Here is a 14342-nt window from a genome sequence, read left to right on the forward strand (position 1 = left end):
CCCGCACGGCCAGGCCCCGTACGGTGCGCCCCAGCCCCCGCCGCCGGGCGGCAGCTCCAAGAAGGCCGGCTGGATCATCGGCGCGGTGGCGGTCGTGGCGGCGATCGGTGTCGGCGTGTACTTCGTGATCGGCGGGGGCGGCGGGGGCGGCGTGGAGGACGACGGCCCGCACAAGCTCTCGGCGCCGGAGAAGGTGATGGGCGAGTACACGCGCGTCGGGGAGGCCGGCGAGGACTCGAGCTCCGGCACCACCAAGGACCTGGCCAAGGGCGGCGTGAAGAACGGCAAGTCGGTGGGCGCCCAGTACTCGACGGCCGACTTCAGCAGGTACGACCCCACGGCCCCCGACCCGGCCGACATCCCCGGCAAGGAAGAGCTGCTCAAGGCGAAGGGCGTGACGTTCCTCGGCGCCTACGGCGAGGTCGAGGACCCCGAGGCGGCCGTGGACAAGCTCTTCGCCAACATCGCGAAGGAAACCAAGGAGAACTCGTCCAACGAGCTCATGACCGAGCTGCTGGGCAAGCCCGAGGCGGTCGACCTCGACGGCGCGGTCATGAAGTGCCAGGCGGGCAAGGGCAACAACAACCTCACCAAGAAGGAAACCACCAACTGGTTCTGCATCTGGGCGGACTACAGCACGGTCGCCGTCGTCTCCCCCGGTGACAACACCAAGGACATCACGAAGGAAACCGCCGCGGACATCACCACGAAGCTCCGCGACGACGTGCGCGTCCCGGCGTAGGACGTCCCGCGTTCCGGCGCAGCGGTACGTGGAGCGTGAAAGGGCCCCGGTCACCCGACCGGGGCCCTTCGTCCGTGCGGGGGAACGGCGGTGCCGCTACGCCGTCTTCTGCTCGCCCGGTCCGCGGCCGCGGGCGTCGCGCGGGATCAGGGTCGGGTTGACGTTGGAGAGGACCACGTCCGCGGTGATGACCACGCGGGCGACGTCCTTGCGGGACGGGACCTCGTACATGACGCCCTGGAGGACTTCCTCCATGATGGCGCGCAGGCCGCGGGCGCCGGTCTGGCGGAGGATGGCCTGGTCGGCGATGGCTTCGAGGGCCTCGCGCTCGAAGTCCAGCTCCACACCGTCGAGTTCGAAGAGGCGCTGGTACTGCTTGACCAGCGCGTTGCGCGGCTCGACCAGGATCTGGAGCAGGGCCTCGCGGTCGAGGTTGTGGACCGAGGTGATGACCGGGAGCCGGCCGATGAACTCGGGGATCATGCCGAACTTGACCAGGTCCTCCGGCATGACCTGCTCGAACTGGTCCTTGGACTCGATCTCCCGCTTGGAGCGGATCGTCGCGCCGAAACCGATGCCCTTGGCACCGGCCCGGCCTTCGATGATCTTCTCCAGGCCCGCGAAGGCACCGCCCACGATGAACAGGACGTTCGTCGTGTCGATCTGGATGAACTCCTGGTGCGGGTGCTTGCGGCCGCCCTGCGGCGGGACGGACGCCGTGGTCCCCTCGAGGATCTTCAGCAGGGCCTGCTGGACGCCCTCGCCGCTCACGTCGCGCGTGATCGACGGGTTCTCGCTCTTGCGCGCGACCTTGTCGATCTCGTCGATGTAGATGATGCCGGTCTCGGCCTTCTTGACGTCGTAGTCGGCGGCCTGGATCAGCTTCAGCAGGATGTTCTCGACGTCCTCGCCGACGTACCCGGCCTCGGTGAGGGCGGTGGCGTCCGCGATCGCGAACGGGACATTCAGCATGCGGGCGAGGGTCTGGGCGAGGAGGGTCTTGCCGGAGCCGGTGGGGCCCAGCAGCAGGATGTTGGACTTCGCCAGCTCGATGGCGTCCTCGCGGCTCTGGGCGCCGCCGTTCTCCCCCGCCTGGACCCGCTTGTAGTGGTTGTACACGGCGACGGAGAGGGCCTTCTTGGCCGATTCCTGGCCGACCACGTATCCCTCGAGGAACTCGTAGATCTCGCGGGGCTTGGGAAGTTCCTCCCAGCGGACCTCACTGGTCTCGGCGAGCTCTTCCTCGATGATCTCGTTGCAGAGGTCGATGCACTCGTCGCAGATGTACACACCGGGTCCTGCGATGAGCTTCTTGACCTGCTTCTGGCTCTTGCCGCAGAACGAGCACTTGAGCAGATCGCCGCCGTCACCGATGCGTGCCACGGTGTGCTTCCCCTTCGCCTGGGAACCGCCTGGACGTCAGTCCAGCGACTCCTGGTGCTGCCTTATGTCCGACGGTACCTTGCCGGGCCCCCCGTTCGGGCCCCCCTTGGCACGGTTCGCTTCGACGCGAACCGTCATGAACCATGCCAAGGGGCGGCAGACGATACAGCCTCTCGGGCCCCACGCGTCAGCGCAGGCTGGAGTTGTCCATCTTCCGGGTGGTGATGATCTGGTCGATCAGGCCGTAGCTCAGCGCGTCCTCGGCCGTCAGGATCTTGTCGCGCTCGATGTCCTCGCGGATCTTCTCGACCGGCGTGGTGGAGTGCTTGGCCAGCATGTCCTCGAGCTGCGCACGCATGCGGAGGATCTCGTTGGCGGCGATCTCCAGGTCGGACACCTGGCCGCGGCCGGTCTCGCTGTACGGCTGGTGGATCAGCACCCGCGCGTTCGGCAGCGCCATGCGCTTGCCGGGCGTACCGGCGGCGAGCAGGACGGCGGCGGCGGAGGCCGCCTGGCCCATGCAGACCGTCTGCACGTCGGGCTTCACGTACTGCATGGTGTCGTAGATCGCGGTGAGCGCGGTGAAGGAGCCGCCGGGGCTGTTGATGTAGACCGAGATGTCCCGGTCGGGGTCCATCGACTCCAGGCACAGCAGCTGCGCCATGACGTCGTTGGCGGAGGCGTCGTCGATCTGGACGCCGAGGAAGATCACGCGCTCCTCGAAGAGCTTCGCGTACGGGTCGTACTCGCGGATGCCCTGGGAGGTGCGCTCGACGAAGCGCGGGATGACGTAGCGGGACTCGGCCGCGGGGCCGGTGTACTCGGCACGGGTGCGGTCGTACAGGCCGCTGCCGGGGAAGTCGTTCACGGTGTCTCCTGGAAAGGGGCTGAGGCGGTCGGCCGGGGCTGCTGGGGCTGCCACCGGACCCTGGAGGGGGCCCGGTGGGGGGTCCTACGGGGCCGTGTGGCTCCCGTGGGCCGCTCAGGCCGCCCCGGTGCCGCCGCCGCCCGGCATGCCCGCGGCCGTGGGGATGACGTCGTCGATGAGGCCGTACTCCTTGGCCTCGAAGGCGTCGAACCAGCGGTCGCGGTCCGAGTCGCGGGTGATCTGCTCGATCGTCTGGCCCGTGTGCTGGGAGGTGAGCTCGGCCATGCGCTTCTTGGTGTGCAGCAGCCGCTCGGCGTGGATCTTGATGTCCGAGGCCGAGCCGGCCAGGCCGGCGGAGGGCTGGTGGATCAGGATCTCCGCGTTCGGCAGCGCGAAGCGCTTGCCGGGCGTGCCCGCGCTGAGCAGGAACTGACCCATCGAGGCCGCGAGGCCCATGGCGATGGTCACCACGTCGTTCTTGATGAACTGCATGGTGTCGTAGATCGCCATGCCGGCGGTGATCGAGCCGCCGGGGCTGTTGATGTAGAGGTAGATGTCCTTGTCCGGGTCGGCGGCAAGGAGCAGCAGCTGTGCGGTGATCTTGTTGGCGATGTCGTCGTCGACCTGCTGGCCGAGGAAGATGATCCGCTCGCCGAGCAGCCGGTTGTAGACCTGGTCGCCGAGGCCACCACCGATGGAAGGCTCGCCGGCGGCTGAAGGCATCAGATTCGTCACGTATCCACCTGCTCGTCTTACGACGGCGCCGGGCCGTCTCACGTGTTCTGCCGGGGCGTGGGGCCGTCCGGCCGTGCTCGCGGACTCCCCTGCCCTCGTACTCATGGACCCTAACGCGCGGGCCCCTTCGGGGAATCCCGGAGCGGGGGGTGTTCGCTGTGAGCGCAGGGTGCTCCGCCGGGTGCGCCGGGTCCGCACGCCGTGGGCGGATCCGCCGGTGAGGGTCTGCGGGGCGTGGCCGGCCGGCCGCGCCCGGCGCGGCGGAACCGCGCACCGGCGGGGGCCCCGCGCCCCTGGGGCGTCGCCCTGCCGTACGGCAGACGGGCCCCGGAACGAATGTCCGGGGCCCGTCGTACGTCCGTCAGAGGCGACGCGAGGTTCAGCCCTCGGTCTTCTCCTCGGCCTTGTCGGCCTTGGCGTCGTCGGCCTTGGCGTCGGCGGCCTTGGCGTCGGCGTCGTCGGCCTCGGCGGGGGCCTCCTCGGCGTCCGCGGCGGGGGCCTCGGCGGTCTCGTCCTCTTCCTCGTCCTCGAGGTCGACGATCTCGCCGTTGGTGTCCTTGACCACGGCCTTCTCGACCACGGCGGCCAGGGCCTTGCCGCGGGCGACCTCGCCGACCAGGAGCGGAACCTGACCGCCCTCGACGACCGCCTGCGCGAACTGGTCGGGGGACATGCCGGAGGAGGCCGCACGCCGCATGAGGTGCTCGGTGAGCTCCTCCTGGTTGACGTTGTGCTTCTCCTGGTTGACCAGCTGGTCGAGGACGAACTGGGTCTTGATGCCCTTGACCGCGGCCTCGCGGGTCTCGGTGTCGAACTCCTCGGCGGTCTTGCCCTGGATCTCGAGGTACTTCTCGAGGTCGAGGCCCATCTGGCCGAGCTGGTGGTGCTCGAGGTTGTGCTTACGGGTGTTGATCTCGTCCTCGAGCAGCTTCTCGGGGACGGGCACCTCGACCAGCTCGAGCAGCTTGTCCAGGACGCGCTCCTGGGCCTGCGTGGCCTGGTCGTACTGCTTCATGTTCTCCAGGCGCTTGCGGCTGTCCGCGCGCAGCTCCTCGAGGGTGTCGAACTCGGAGGCGAGCTGCGCGAACTCGTCGTCCAGCTCGGGCAGTTCGCGCTTGGCGACCTGGGTGACCTTGACGGTGACCTCGGCCTCCTTGCCCGCTGCGGAGCCGCCCTTCAGCTCGGAGGCGAAGGTGGCCTCCTGGTCGGCCGACAGGCCCGTCACCGCGGCGTCGACGCCGTCCAGCAGCTCGCCGGAGCCGATGGTGTAGGAGACGCCGTTGGCGATGCCGTCCTCGAGGACCTCGCCGTCGACCTTGGCCTCGAGGTCGATCGTGACGACGTCGCCGTCCTCGGCGGCACGCTCGACCGGGGCGGTGGAGGCGAAGCGCTCGCGCAGCTCCTCGACGGCCTTGTCGACGTCCTCCTCGGTGACCTCGACGGCGTCGACCTCGACCTCGATGCCGGAGTAGTCCGGGATCTCGATGGTCGGGCGGATGTCGACCTCGGCGGTGAAGTTGAGCGTCTCGCCGTCCTTCAGCTCCGTGATGTCGACCTCGGGCTGGCCCAGCGGGTTCAGCTCGGCCTCGTTGACCGCGTCGGTGTAGAACTTCGGGAGCGCGTCGTTGACCGCCTCCTCCAGCACCGCACCGCGGCCGAAGCGCTGGTCGATGACCCGGGCCGGGACCTTGCCCTTACGGAAGCCCTTCACCGTGACCTGCTGGTTGATCTTCTTGTACGCCGCGTCGAGGCTGTCCTTGAGCTCCTCGAAGGGCACCTCGACAGTGAGCCGAACCCGAGTCGGGTTCAGGGTCTCCACGGCGCTCTTCACGGTTCGGTCTCCTTGTGGCTGACTTCTGGATTTCCACCGGGACCAGAACGGTCCGGCCGATTCGCAGCCCGGAGACTTCAGACGCTGGAGACACACGGGCGTGCAGCTTGCATAGTAACGGCAGCGACTGCAGCGCCCCAAAGCCGATCACTGGCGGTGATCAGGTGACTGGTCGGGGTGGCGGGATTTGAACCCACGGCCTTCCGCTCCCAAAGCGGACGCGCTACCAAGCTGCGCCACACCCCGTCTGGTGCGACACGTAGGGTACATGCCGCCGCCCGGCCGGGCCTCCTCATTGCACCGGACGCGGTGCGACGCCGGGGCCGAAATGGGCACGCGGTGTGCGACAGGGGCCCACCACCCGCTACGATGCCTGTCAGTACCGCGCCCCCAGGGCGTGCGGTGCGCGATGTGCGGGCGTAGCTCAATGGTAGAGCCCTAGTCTTCCAAACTAGCTACGCGGGTTCGATTCCCGTCGCCCGCTCCACACGGTTCAGGGCCGGCCGGAGGTTCATTCCTCCGCCGGCCCTGTTCGCGTTCTCAGAAGCTGACCGAGTTGATCATGTCCGCTATCGAGTCCATGAAGCGGTTGATCGACGGGGCCATGCCGGTGGAGGCGAGGAAGAAGCCGAAGAGGATCGCGACGATCGCGGGCCCGGCCTTGATGGAGCCACCTCTGATCAGTACTACAAGGATGATCGCCAACAGCAGCACCACAGACAGTGAAATGGCCACAACTGATCACACCCTTGGTCGGTCCGCTCGTCCGGTCCGGGCGACGCATCCCCGCGCACCCCGCCAGAACCATCGTGCCACCAACAGGGCCGCCCTATGCGGCTCGTGACGCATCATCCGTCTCACATCGGCCAGGTTCCGCGTGCGCGCCCGCCCGCGCGAGGCGACGGGCGGGCCACGGGCGGGCCCCGCGCGAAGCCAACGGTGTGTTCTCGCACGGTAATTCGACTCACCACTCACGGATGAAATCCGACCGGACCGGTGCCATATCCACACAACACCTCTGCGGCCATTCCCCCTTACTGCTCCACGTATCCCGACGAGCCCCCAGGCAGGCCCCGAAAAGGAATGAAGCGGACACCCTTTCAGGATCGACGGGCGGGTCATATGTACCGTTCGCCCGGGAGGAATCGGGTCACAAGCGGCGCACCGGGTGCTCTGGAGCCTTGCTCGTGCGGTGCGTTCGGCGTGTGTCGGCCGTCACGCCGGCATAACCGTCGGCATTCACGGATCGCGGGTATCCGGAATGGACAACCAGAATGACGTGGGAGTTTTACGCCTCCCCGCGGTGAAGGCTAGGGTGCCTCAGATGTTCCACGCTGCCTCGTCCCCCAGAAGCGCAGCGAGTGCGCCGGTCCCCTCCCCGAGTTCCTGGCGGGTGGCCCTGTGACGAACTCGCCTCGACCGAACGGCAACCGCGGAAGGCCGCTTCCCCCGGCCTCGTCGCCGGGGACCGGTGCGTCGACGACCGATATGCCGAGGAGCGGGGCGTCGGGCTCCGGCAAGCGGCGGGACGCGTTCTTCGACAACGCCAAGTACCTGGCGATCGTGCTGGTGGCCATCGGCCATTTCTGGGAGCCCATCAAGGGTGACAGCCGGTTCATGGAGGCCGCGTACACCGTCGTGTACGCCTTCCACATGCCGGCCTTCATCATCGTCTCCGGCTTCTTCTCGCGCAGCTTCGACATGCGCCCCGACCGGCTGCGGCGGCTGGTCACCGGCGTCGCCGTGCCGTACATCGTCTTCGAGACGGCCTACCCGCTCTTCAAGCGGGTCGTCGACAGCGACCCGCAGCAGGAGATCAGCCTTCTCGACCCCTGGTATCTGACCTGGTTCCTGTGCGCGCTGTTCGTCTGGCGGCTGACCACGCCGATCTGGAAGGCCGTGCGCCACCCGCTGCCGCTGGCGCTCGGCCTCGCCATGCTGGCGAGCGTCTCCCCGCAGATCGGCGACGACCTCGATCTGCAGCGCGTCCTGCAGTTCCTGCCGTACTTCGTGCTCGGCCTGTGCATGAGGCCCGAGCACTTCCACCTGGTGCGCCGCCGGTCGGTGCGGATCCTGTCGGTGCCCGTGTTCGTCTCCGCGCTCGCGCTCGCCTGGTGGGCGGAACCGCGGATGACCACCGGGTGGCTCTACCACCGTGACTCCGCGCAGGAGCTGGGCGCGCCGTGGTGGGCCGGCCCGGTGATGGTGCTGGTGCTGTTCGGCTGCTCCCTGCTGCTGACGGCCTGCTTCTTCGCCTGGGTGCCGGGTCGCCACATGTGGTTCACGGCACTCGGCGCGGGCACGCTGTACGGCTATCTGCTGCACGGCTTCGTGGTGAAGGCCGGGGACTACCAGGGCTGGTTCGAGCCCTCGGTGCTGCGCGAGCCGGTCGGCGTGGCCGCCGTGACCGTGTGCGCGGCGGTCCTGGTGACGTTCCTGTGCTCCAGGCCGGTGCAGCGGGTCTTCCGGTTCGCGATGGAGCCGAGGATGGAGTGGGCCTTCCAGCGCGACGCGGCCGGACCGGCCCGCGAGCGCGAGCAGGGGGAGAAGCGGGCGGAGCAGGAGGCCGGGGGGACACGGGAGTCCCGGGAAGGCCGGAAGGCTCAGGAGCAGGTCTCCGCATAGGTCCTGTCCGGTCGATCACGTCGGAGGGCCGGTTACGCCTCGCCCGGGACCGGCTGCCGGCCCGGCTCGTGAAGAGCTTGCCGGGCTCACCCCCGATCCGACCGGGGGAATCCCGGCCGGGTGCCGTCGTACCGTCGGACGCCGAAGGCGTCGGCGAAAGCGGAGAGAGGTCCGGACAGGCCGGTGAGGACGACGGCGGGCACGGCGGTCGGGTTTTCAGCGGCCGGCTTCCACGGAGCGATCGTCCACGTCCGGCCGGGCCGCCCTTGTTCTCGCCGGCCGGGTAGCCGTTGTGGTCGGTCCGGTAGGTCCGCTCCACCGCCACGGTCCTGCTGTCCGCGCCGTACCGGATGCGGCCGACGCGGGGTGGGTCCCTTCCTCGGCGGCGTCGAGACCGGACAGGCCCCGGGAAGCGGGGCCGGGTCCTTGACTGACGCGGCCCCGCTGACCCAACGGGGCGTCAGCCCGCCCAGACCTCGGCCTCGTCGGCCGGGACGGTGGTGGCCAGGCCCAGTTCCTTGCGGGCGGCGACCGACTTGTTCGGGTCGATGCCGGTGAACGCCGGGTCGTAGGCGATGTAGAACGCGTCGGCGTCGGCGGCGTTCGCGGCCTTCTTCCAGTTCCCGGCCGCCTTCGTCAGCGTCGCGCGGAGCTTGCCGACCTCGGTGCCCTCGATGCCCTCCAGGCCCTCGACGTGCGCGTCGAGGGCGGCCGCGACGGCCTTGGCCTGCGCCTTGTAGCCGGCCAGGTCGTCCTCGACGGTCTCCTTCTCGGGCTGGTTCGCCCACAGGGCCTCGTAGACCGCGTTCGAACCCTCGAGGTACGCGACCTGCTCGGGCTTGAGGGACTTCACGGTGTCCAGCGAGCCCTTGAACGTGCCCTTCTCCGCGGTGTAGGTGCAGCTCACCGCGCGGTCACCCGTCGCCCAGCTCTCCTTGGTCGGGGTGTAGTAGTAGAGGTCGACGCCCTTGGGGAGCGCCCAGGAGTCCGGGGCGTACTTCTGCGCCTCGACCGGGCAGCGGTTGTCCGCGATCGTCGCGACCTCGTCGTCGCCGGGGTACTCCTTGCCCTCGTCGATCGCGAACTCGCCGACGACCTGGCCCTCGTGAGCCTCGTCGCAGGGCACGATCTCGACGGCGTACGCCGTGCCCTCGGCCTTGCCGTTCGGGTTGTAGCAGTCGCCGAGGTCCAGCGAGAACACCGAGCGCTGGCGAGCCACCTTCTTCGCGCCGTCCTTGGCGCCGTCGACGGCGTCGGAGACGTCCGAGCATCCCACCGCGCCGATCGCGAGCAGGGCGGCAACGGCGGATATGCCGCGAAGGGAACGGTAGGGGGCACGGATTGCCATGACGTGTACATCCTCTTATGTGATCTTTATGAGAGCCGCGCGCATCGTATGCCATTCCTGTGGCCGGTGGTGCGGAGGCCCTCGCCTCATCGCGGTGTCTCTGACTCACGACGGGCCGCGAGGGTTGTATCCGGGCTGCTCACAGGTGGGTGCCGGGCGCTGCGGAGCGTGGAGGGACGCGCGCGGGGCGGGCGTACCGCGAGGTGCGGATTCGCCACGAACCGGTCACCCGTCTCGCCGGGCGGATGCCCGCGGATTCGGAGCGCGCATCCGTACGTGAGCGTCGAGGCCGCTGCCCGGGTGCACCTATGCCTTCGAGCGGGCTTGCTGAACCTGGAGCCGGTTGAGCCGGCGGCGAGGGACACAAAGGCGCTGGGGTCCGCTGGGGTCCCTACAGGGCCGCGTGCGGGCCGGGACTTGTCCGGGCGATCATGTTGCTGGTCAAGGTGCGCGCGTGTCGAAGACGAGTGTGCGCAACGAGACCGGCGGCATGCTCGGTCTTCGGGTCGAGCTCGAGCCGTGGGGCACCGATCGTTGGATGCGTCCTGGTGAGGAGTTCACCGTGGTGACCCACGCGGAGCCGGAGGAGTCGCCGTTCAACGTGGTCGTGCACAGCCGGGGCATCACGGTCCGGGTGAACTCGGGAGACGACACCGAGGTCTTCGACAGGCACGGCAGTCCGGTTCCCTGTGGCCGGCCCGGTCGATCCGTCCGGTCGGTCAGGCCGTCTGGTCAGGCCGGCTGGTCAGGCCGCCGGTCGCCCGCCACGAGGCCGAGGAGTGTGCGCATCCGCGTGTACTTCTCGCTCAGTCGTGTGCGGGTCGCCTCGTCGAGCACCGCCAGCCGCGCCGGATCGGCGTTGTGCGCCAGGTCCGCCTCCTTCACCAGCAGCGCGCCCGGGGTCGCGAGGATGCGGGCCGCGTACGCCTCGGGCGGTTCCCCGGACCGCTTGGTGACCGCGAGGACGATGTCCCTGGTACGGCGGGTCAGTGCCGCTTCCCTGAGCCACTCCTGTGACAGTTTGCCGTCCTCGACGGCGTCGTGCAGCCAGGCCGCCGCGATCTGCTCCTCGTCGCCGCCGCGCGCCCGGACGCCCTCGGCGACGGCCCGGAGGTGCTCGGCGTACGGCACGCCCGCCTTGTCTCTCTGGCCTTCGTGCACGGCACGGGCGGTGGCCTCGATCTGGGCCGTGGTCAGCAGGCTGCGTGGTGTCCCGGTCACCCCTCCAGTGTCGCCCGCGTGCGGTGCCGCGCGTGCTGGAGGGGGTCAGGAGAGTGGCGCCGGGCACGGGCACGGGCGCGGACCGCGGTCCCGTCCCCGTCCGGTCAGCGGTTCGCGGCGGCCGTGGGGCCCTCGCGGCAGATCAGCAGGAGCGCCCGGTCGTCGTTGACGTCCTTGGCGACCGCTTCGATGAGGTGCCAGGCCGCTCCGTGGAAGCCGCCGGCGACATAGCGGTCGGCCTCGCCGGTGAGGCGGTCGATGCCTTCGACGATGTCCCGCTCCGCCGTCTCCACCAGGCCGTCGGTGAACAGCATCAGCACGTCGCCGGCGCGCAGCGAGCCTTTCACCGGGTGGAACTGGGCGCCGTCGTACACCCCGAGGAGCGGGCCGTCGGCCATCTTCTCCTCCCATTTGCCGCTGCCCGCGCTGAGTTGGAGGCCCGGCGGATGCCCGGCGGAGTACAGCTCGTAGTCGCCGGAGTCCAGGTCGAGGACGAGGTGGATGGAGGTGGCGAAGCCCTCTTCCCATTCCTGGCGGAGCAGGTAGCCGTTGGCGGCCGGCAGGAAGGCGTGCGGCGGGAGGCTGCCGAGCAGGCCGCCGAAGGCGCCGGACAGCAGCAGGGCGCGCGATCCGGCGTCCATGCCCTTGCCGGACACGTCGGTCAGGACGACTTCCAGGGTGCGCCCGCCGTTGGTGCGGGCGGCGACCACGAAGTCGCCCGAGAAGGACTGGCCTCCCGCGGGGCGCAGGGACATCTCCCGGTGCCATCCGCTCGGCAGTGCCGGCAACTGGCTCTGGACGCGGATGCGTTCGCGCAGGTCGAACAGCATGGTGCCGCCGCGCCGCCAGGGCACGCCCACCCGGCTGCGGAACTGGGCGACGACCAGGCCGAAGAAGCCTCCGGCGGCCACGACGAGGACGACGCCGGGGGTGACCCGGGAGGCGCCCTCGGTGTACGGGCCGAGCCGGACGGCCTCGACTATCAGCGCGGTCGCCGCCGCCGCGTACAGGCCGAGCAGGCTCGCCGGGCGCAGCAGCAGCCCGCCGGCGACGATCGGCAGGACCAGTGCGGACGGCGCGAACCACACGGAGTTGGCGAGGGTCGCCACCGAGATGAGCGGGATCGTCAGCAGCAGTCCGGCGAGGGCTATCCAGTCGGAACCGTCTCCGCGGAAGTAGTCGACGGCAGCCCGGCGCACGCCGACGCGGGCCCGGTGCCATTGCTTCTTCACCCGGGCCGTCAGCGTGTCGGCTTCCGCGCGCCTCTCTCGTCCTGCTGCCATTAGTTCGGGACCCTATCCATCGGACCGGCCACTTGGCACGGGAGGTCCTGGTTGTCCCTCGTTGGGGGACCTGCTTCACAGTCAACTTCACCGGGCGCCGTCGCGGGGGCGTCCGACGGAAATTGTCTACCGGTGTTGGCAGGCCGGGCACCAGAAGAGGTTGCGGGCGGCGAGATCGGCGGTGCGGATCTCGCCGCCGCAGATGTGGCAGGGCCGGTGGGCCCGGCGGTAGACGTACACCTCGCCGCCGTGGTCGTCGACGCGCGGCGGGCGGCCCATCGCCTCCGGGGTGTGCTGCGGACGGACGGTGTCGATGCGGTTGTTGCGGACGCCCTCGCGCATCAGCCCGACCAGGTCGGTCCAGAGCGCGTGCCACTCGGCGGGGGTGATGTCCCGGCCCGCCCGGTAGGGGTCGATGCCGTGCCGGAAGAGGACCTCGGCGCGGTAGACGTTTCCGACGCCGGCGATGACCTTCTGGTCCATGAGGAGTGCGGCGATCGTCGTACGGCTTCGGCTGATCCTGCGGTACGCGCCGTCCGGTTCCGCGTCCGGGCGCAGGGGGTCGGGGCCGAGGCGGTCGTGTATCGCCCGTTTCTCGGCGCCGGTGATCAGGGCGCAGGTGGTGGGCCCGCGCAGATCGGCGTACGCGGCGGGGTGCGCGAGGCGCAGGCGGACGGTGTCCGTGGGCGGGGGCGCGGGGGCCGGGCCCAGGGCGACCTTGCCGAAGAGGCCGAGGTGGATGTGGACCCAGTCGGTGTGCTCGGGGTCGGGGTCGCGGAAGCCGAGGAAGAGGTGCTTGCCGTGGGCGTCGGCGGTGTGCAGGGGGGTGCGGTCCAGGAGGGCGGCGGCGTCACTGAACTTGCCCTGGGGGCTGGTCACTCGGAGGGGGCTGCCGTCGGCGAAGGCGGCGGCGTAGTCCTCGGCCAGCCGGTGGATGGTGTGTCCCTCCGGCACGGGTCCGCTCCCTCCCTCTCTTCTCTCGCTGCCCTCCGCATGCCCTTCGCATGCCCTCTGGCTGCCCTGTGGCCGCCGGAGCCGGCCGCGTCCTTCGGCCCCGCCGGGGAGCCGCGGCTCCCCGGCGGGTCGTGTACGGGCCGGTCGCCGGTTACTGCTGGGGGTGGTGGGGCGGGATCGGGGGGAGGTCGCCGGTGGTCTCGTAGGCCGCGAGCATGTCGATGCGGCGGCTGTGGCGCTCGTCGCCCGAGAACGGGGTGCCGAGGAAGATCTCGACGAACTTCGTCGCCTCGTCCGTGGTGTGCATGCGTGCACCCACCGCGATCACGTTGGCGTCGTTGTGCGTGCGGCCCAGCGCCGCGGTCTCCTCGCTCCACGCCAGGGCCGCCCGTACGCCCTTCACCTTGTTCGCGGCGATCTGCTCGCCGTTGCCGGAGCCGCCGATCACGATGCCGAGGCTGCCGGGGTCGGCGGCGGTCCGCTCGGCCGTGCGGAGGCAGAAGGGCGGGTAGTCGTCCTGGGCGTCGTAGATGTGCGGCCCGCAGTCGACGGGCTCATGACCCGCGTCCTTGAGCCACGCGGCGAGGTGGTTCTTGAGTTCGTATCCGGCATGGTCGGAACCGAGGTACACGCGCATGCTCCGAGTGTGACACGACGGATCGCGCGCGGGCGCGTCGGGGCAGGGGCACGGGAGTGCGGGGTACGGGGGTGCAGGAGCGTGGGGCAGGGATTCAGAACACCGTGAAGCTCTCCTTCACCTTCTCGTACGTGCCGAGCGCGGTGGTCCCGGTGTGCGGCTGGTACCAGGTGTTGATCTGGTACGACTTCCCGTCCACGTTGAAGCCGAGCAGGCGTGCGTGCCAGGCGACGCCCTTGAGGGTGAACGTGTACTCCCAGACCACCGCCGGGTGGTCGCGGAAGGTGGTCTCCTCGAGGCGGATCTTCCGGTAGTCCCGGCCCCGGTGGGCGTTGCGTTCCGAGGTCTGCCAGGTCTCCAGCAGGTCGCCGCGGGCCAGGGAGGACTTGGCGTCGAGTTCCTGGCCGCCGTCCGGGGAGGTGTAGTGGACCTCCGCTCCGGTCTGTACGTCCCGCCGCCAGCCCTCGGGCGGGGCCCAGGCGAAGCCGTCGGCCTCCCGGCGGCTGCCCGGCGGAAGGGTGGCCGGGCGGGAGGTGCCGCCGACGGTGGGCGGGGCGGCCGGGCTGTGGTGGTCGTCGCGGCGGCCACGGCGGCAGGAGGGCTGACCGGGCCCCTCGGAGGGGCCGCCCGGTGGGTGAGCCCACCGGGCGGCCACGGGCACACGAAAGGGGGAGGCCGGCCGGGCGCTGTACGCGCGCCCGGCCGGCCTCCCCCT

At 70.1% G+C, this 14342-nt stretch carries 12 protein-coding genes, 2 tRNA genes and 1 pseudogene; 3 read left to right on the plus strand and 12 right to left on the minus strand.

The genetic code is table 11. The features are described from left to right. A partial coding sequence (locus AOK11_RS09660) for a hypothetical protein (RefSeq protein WP_055593249.1) occupies positions 1 to 742 on the plus strand: 742 nt, incomplete at its 5' end. Positions 743 to 838: 96 nt separating this feature from the next. On the opposite strand, the gene clpX is transcribed toward AOK11_RS09660, so the two are convergent. The 5 genes from clpX to AOK11_RS09685 form a co-directional block, all read right to left on the minus strand. Continuing rightward, a complete protein-coding gene (gene clpX, locus AOK11_RS09665; RefSeq protein ID WP_055570715.1) occupies positions 839 to 2125 on the minus strand; it encodes an ATP-dependent Clp protease ATP-binding subunit ClpX in 1287 nt (428 codons plus the stop codon). 187 nt (positions 2126 to 2312) lie between these two features. Further along, positions 2313 to 2993 carry an ATP-dependent Clp protease proteolytic subunit gene (locus AOK11_RS09670; protein ID WP_055593250.1) on the minus strand — a complete coding sequence of 227 codons (681 nt, stop codon included), beginning with the start codon at positions 2991 to 2993 and terminating at the stop codon, positions 2313 to 2315. A 114-nt stretch (positions 2994 to 3107) separates the two neighbouring features. Next, entirely contained in the window at positions 3108 to 3716 is a 609-nt protein-coding gene (locus tag AOK11_RS09675; RefSeq protein ID WP_055593260.1) for an ATP-dependent Clp protease proteolytic subunit, read from the minus strand. 391 nt (positions 3717 to 4107) lie between these two features. Next, positions 4108 to 5559 (minus strand): trigger factor, encoded by a 1452-nt coding sequence (tig, locus tag AOK11_RS09680; protein ID WP_055593251.1) that lies wholly within the window; start codon positions 5557 to 5559, stop codon positions 4108 to 4110. 169 nt (positions 5560 to 5728) lie between these two features. Continuing rightward, a tRNA-Pro gene (locus AOK11_RS09685) sits at positions 5729 to 5805 on the minus strand. A gap of 167 nt (positions 5806 to 5972) precedes the next feature. Between AOK11_RS09685 and AOK11_RS09690 the strand changes: the two genes are divergently transcribed. Next, positions 5973 to 6046: transfer RNA gene (locus AOK11_RS09690), tRNA-Gly, on the plus strand. A gap of 53 nt (positions 6047 to 6099) precedes the next feature. Here the strand turns inward: AOK11_RS09690 and AOK11_RS09695 are convergent. Beyond that, positions 6100 to 6294 (minus strand): hypothetical protein, encoded by a 195-nt coding sequence (locus tag AOK11_RS09695; RefSeq protein ID WP_055593252.1) that lies wholly within the window; start codon positions 6292 to 6294, stop codon positions 6100 to 6102. Between the two features lie 666 nt (positions 6295 to 6960). Between AOK11_RS09695 and AOK11_RS09700 the strand changes: the two genes are divergently transcribed. Next, a complete protein-coding gene (locus AOK11_RS09700) occupies positions 6961 to 8184 on the plus strand; it encodes an acyltransferase family protein (protein ID WP_055593253.1) in 1224 nt (407 codons plus the stop codon). A gap of 460 nt (positions 8185 to 8644) precedes the next feature. Here the strand turns inward: AOK11_RS09700 and AOK11_RS09705 are convergent, their stop codons facing one another. The 6 genes and pseudogenes from AOK11_RS09705 to AOK11_RS09730 all read right to left on the minus strand — a co-directional run. Further along, positions 8645 to 9532 carry a septum formation family protein gene (locus tag AOK11_RS09705; protein WP_055593254.1) on the minus strand — a complete coding sequence of 296 codons (888 nt, stop codon included), beginning with the start codon at positions 9530 to 9532 and terminating at the stop codon, positions 8645 to 8647. A 732-nt stretch (positions 9533 to 10264) separates the two neighbouring features. After that, the gene (locus AOK11_RS09710) at positions 10265 to 10753 is read right to left on the minus strand and encodes an HD domain-containing protein (protein ID WP_055593255.1); all 489 of its coding nucleotides are present in this window, start codon (positions 10751 to 10753) and stop codon (positions 10265 to 10267) included. 104 nt (positions 10754 to 10857) lie between these two features. Beyond that, a complete protein-coding gene (locus AOK11_RS09715; protein ID WP_055593256.1) occupies positions 10858 to 12036 on the minus strand; it encodes a PP2C family protein-serine/threonine phosphatase in 1179 nt (392 codons plus the stop codon). Positions 12037 to 12162: 126 nt separating this feature from the next. After that, positions 12163 to 12990 (minus strand): Fpg/Nei family DNA glycosylase, encoded by an 828-nt coding sequence (locus tag AOK11_RS09720; RefSeq protein WP_055593257.1) that lies wholly within the window; start codon positions 12988 to 12990, stop codon positions 12163 to 12165. A 151-nt stretch (positions 12991 to 13141) separates the two neighbouring features. Continuing rightward, positions 13142 to 13627, minus strand: a complete 486-nt coding sequence (locus tag AOK11_RS09725) for a ribose-5-phosphate isomerase (RefSeq protein ID WP_055593258.1) — start codon at positions 13625 to 13627, stop codon at positions 13142 to 13144. A 94-nt stretch (positions 13628 to 13721) separates the two neighbouring features. Then, positions 13722 to 14342 (minus strand): annotated as a pseudogene (locus AOK11_RS09730) (serine/threonine protein kinase); the annotation flags it as partial.

It is taken from the genome of Streptomyces hirsutus, assembly GCF_001418415.1.
GTDB lineage: Bacteria > Actinomycetota > Actinomycetes > Streptomycetales > Streptomycetaceae > Streptomyces > Streptomyces hirsutus.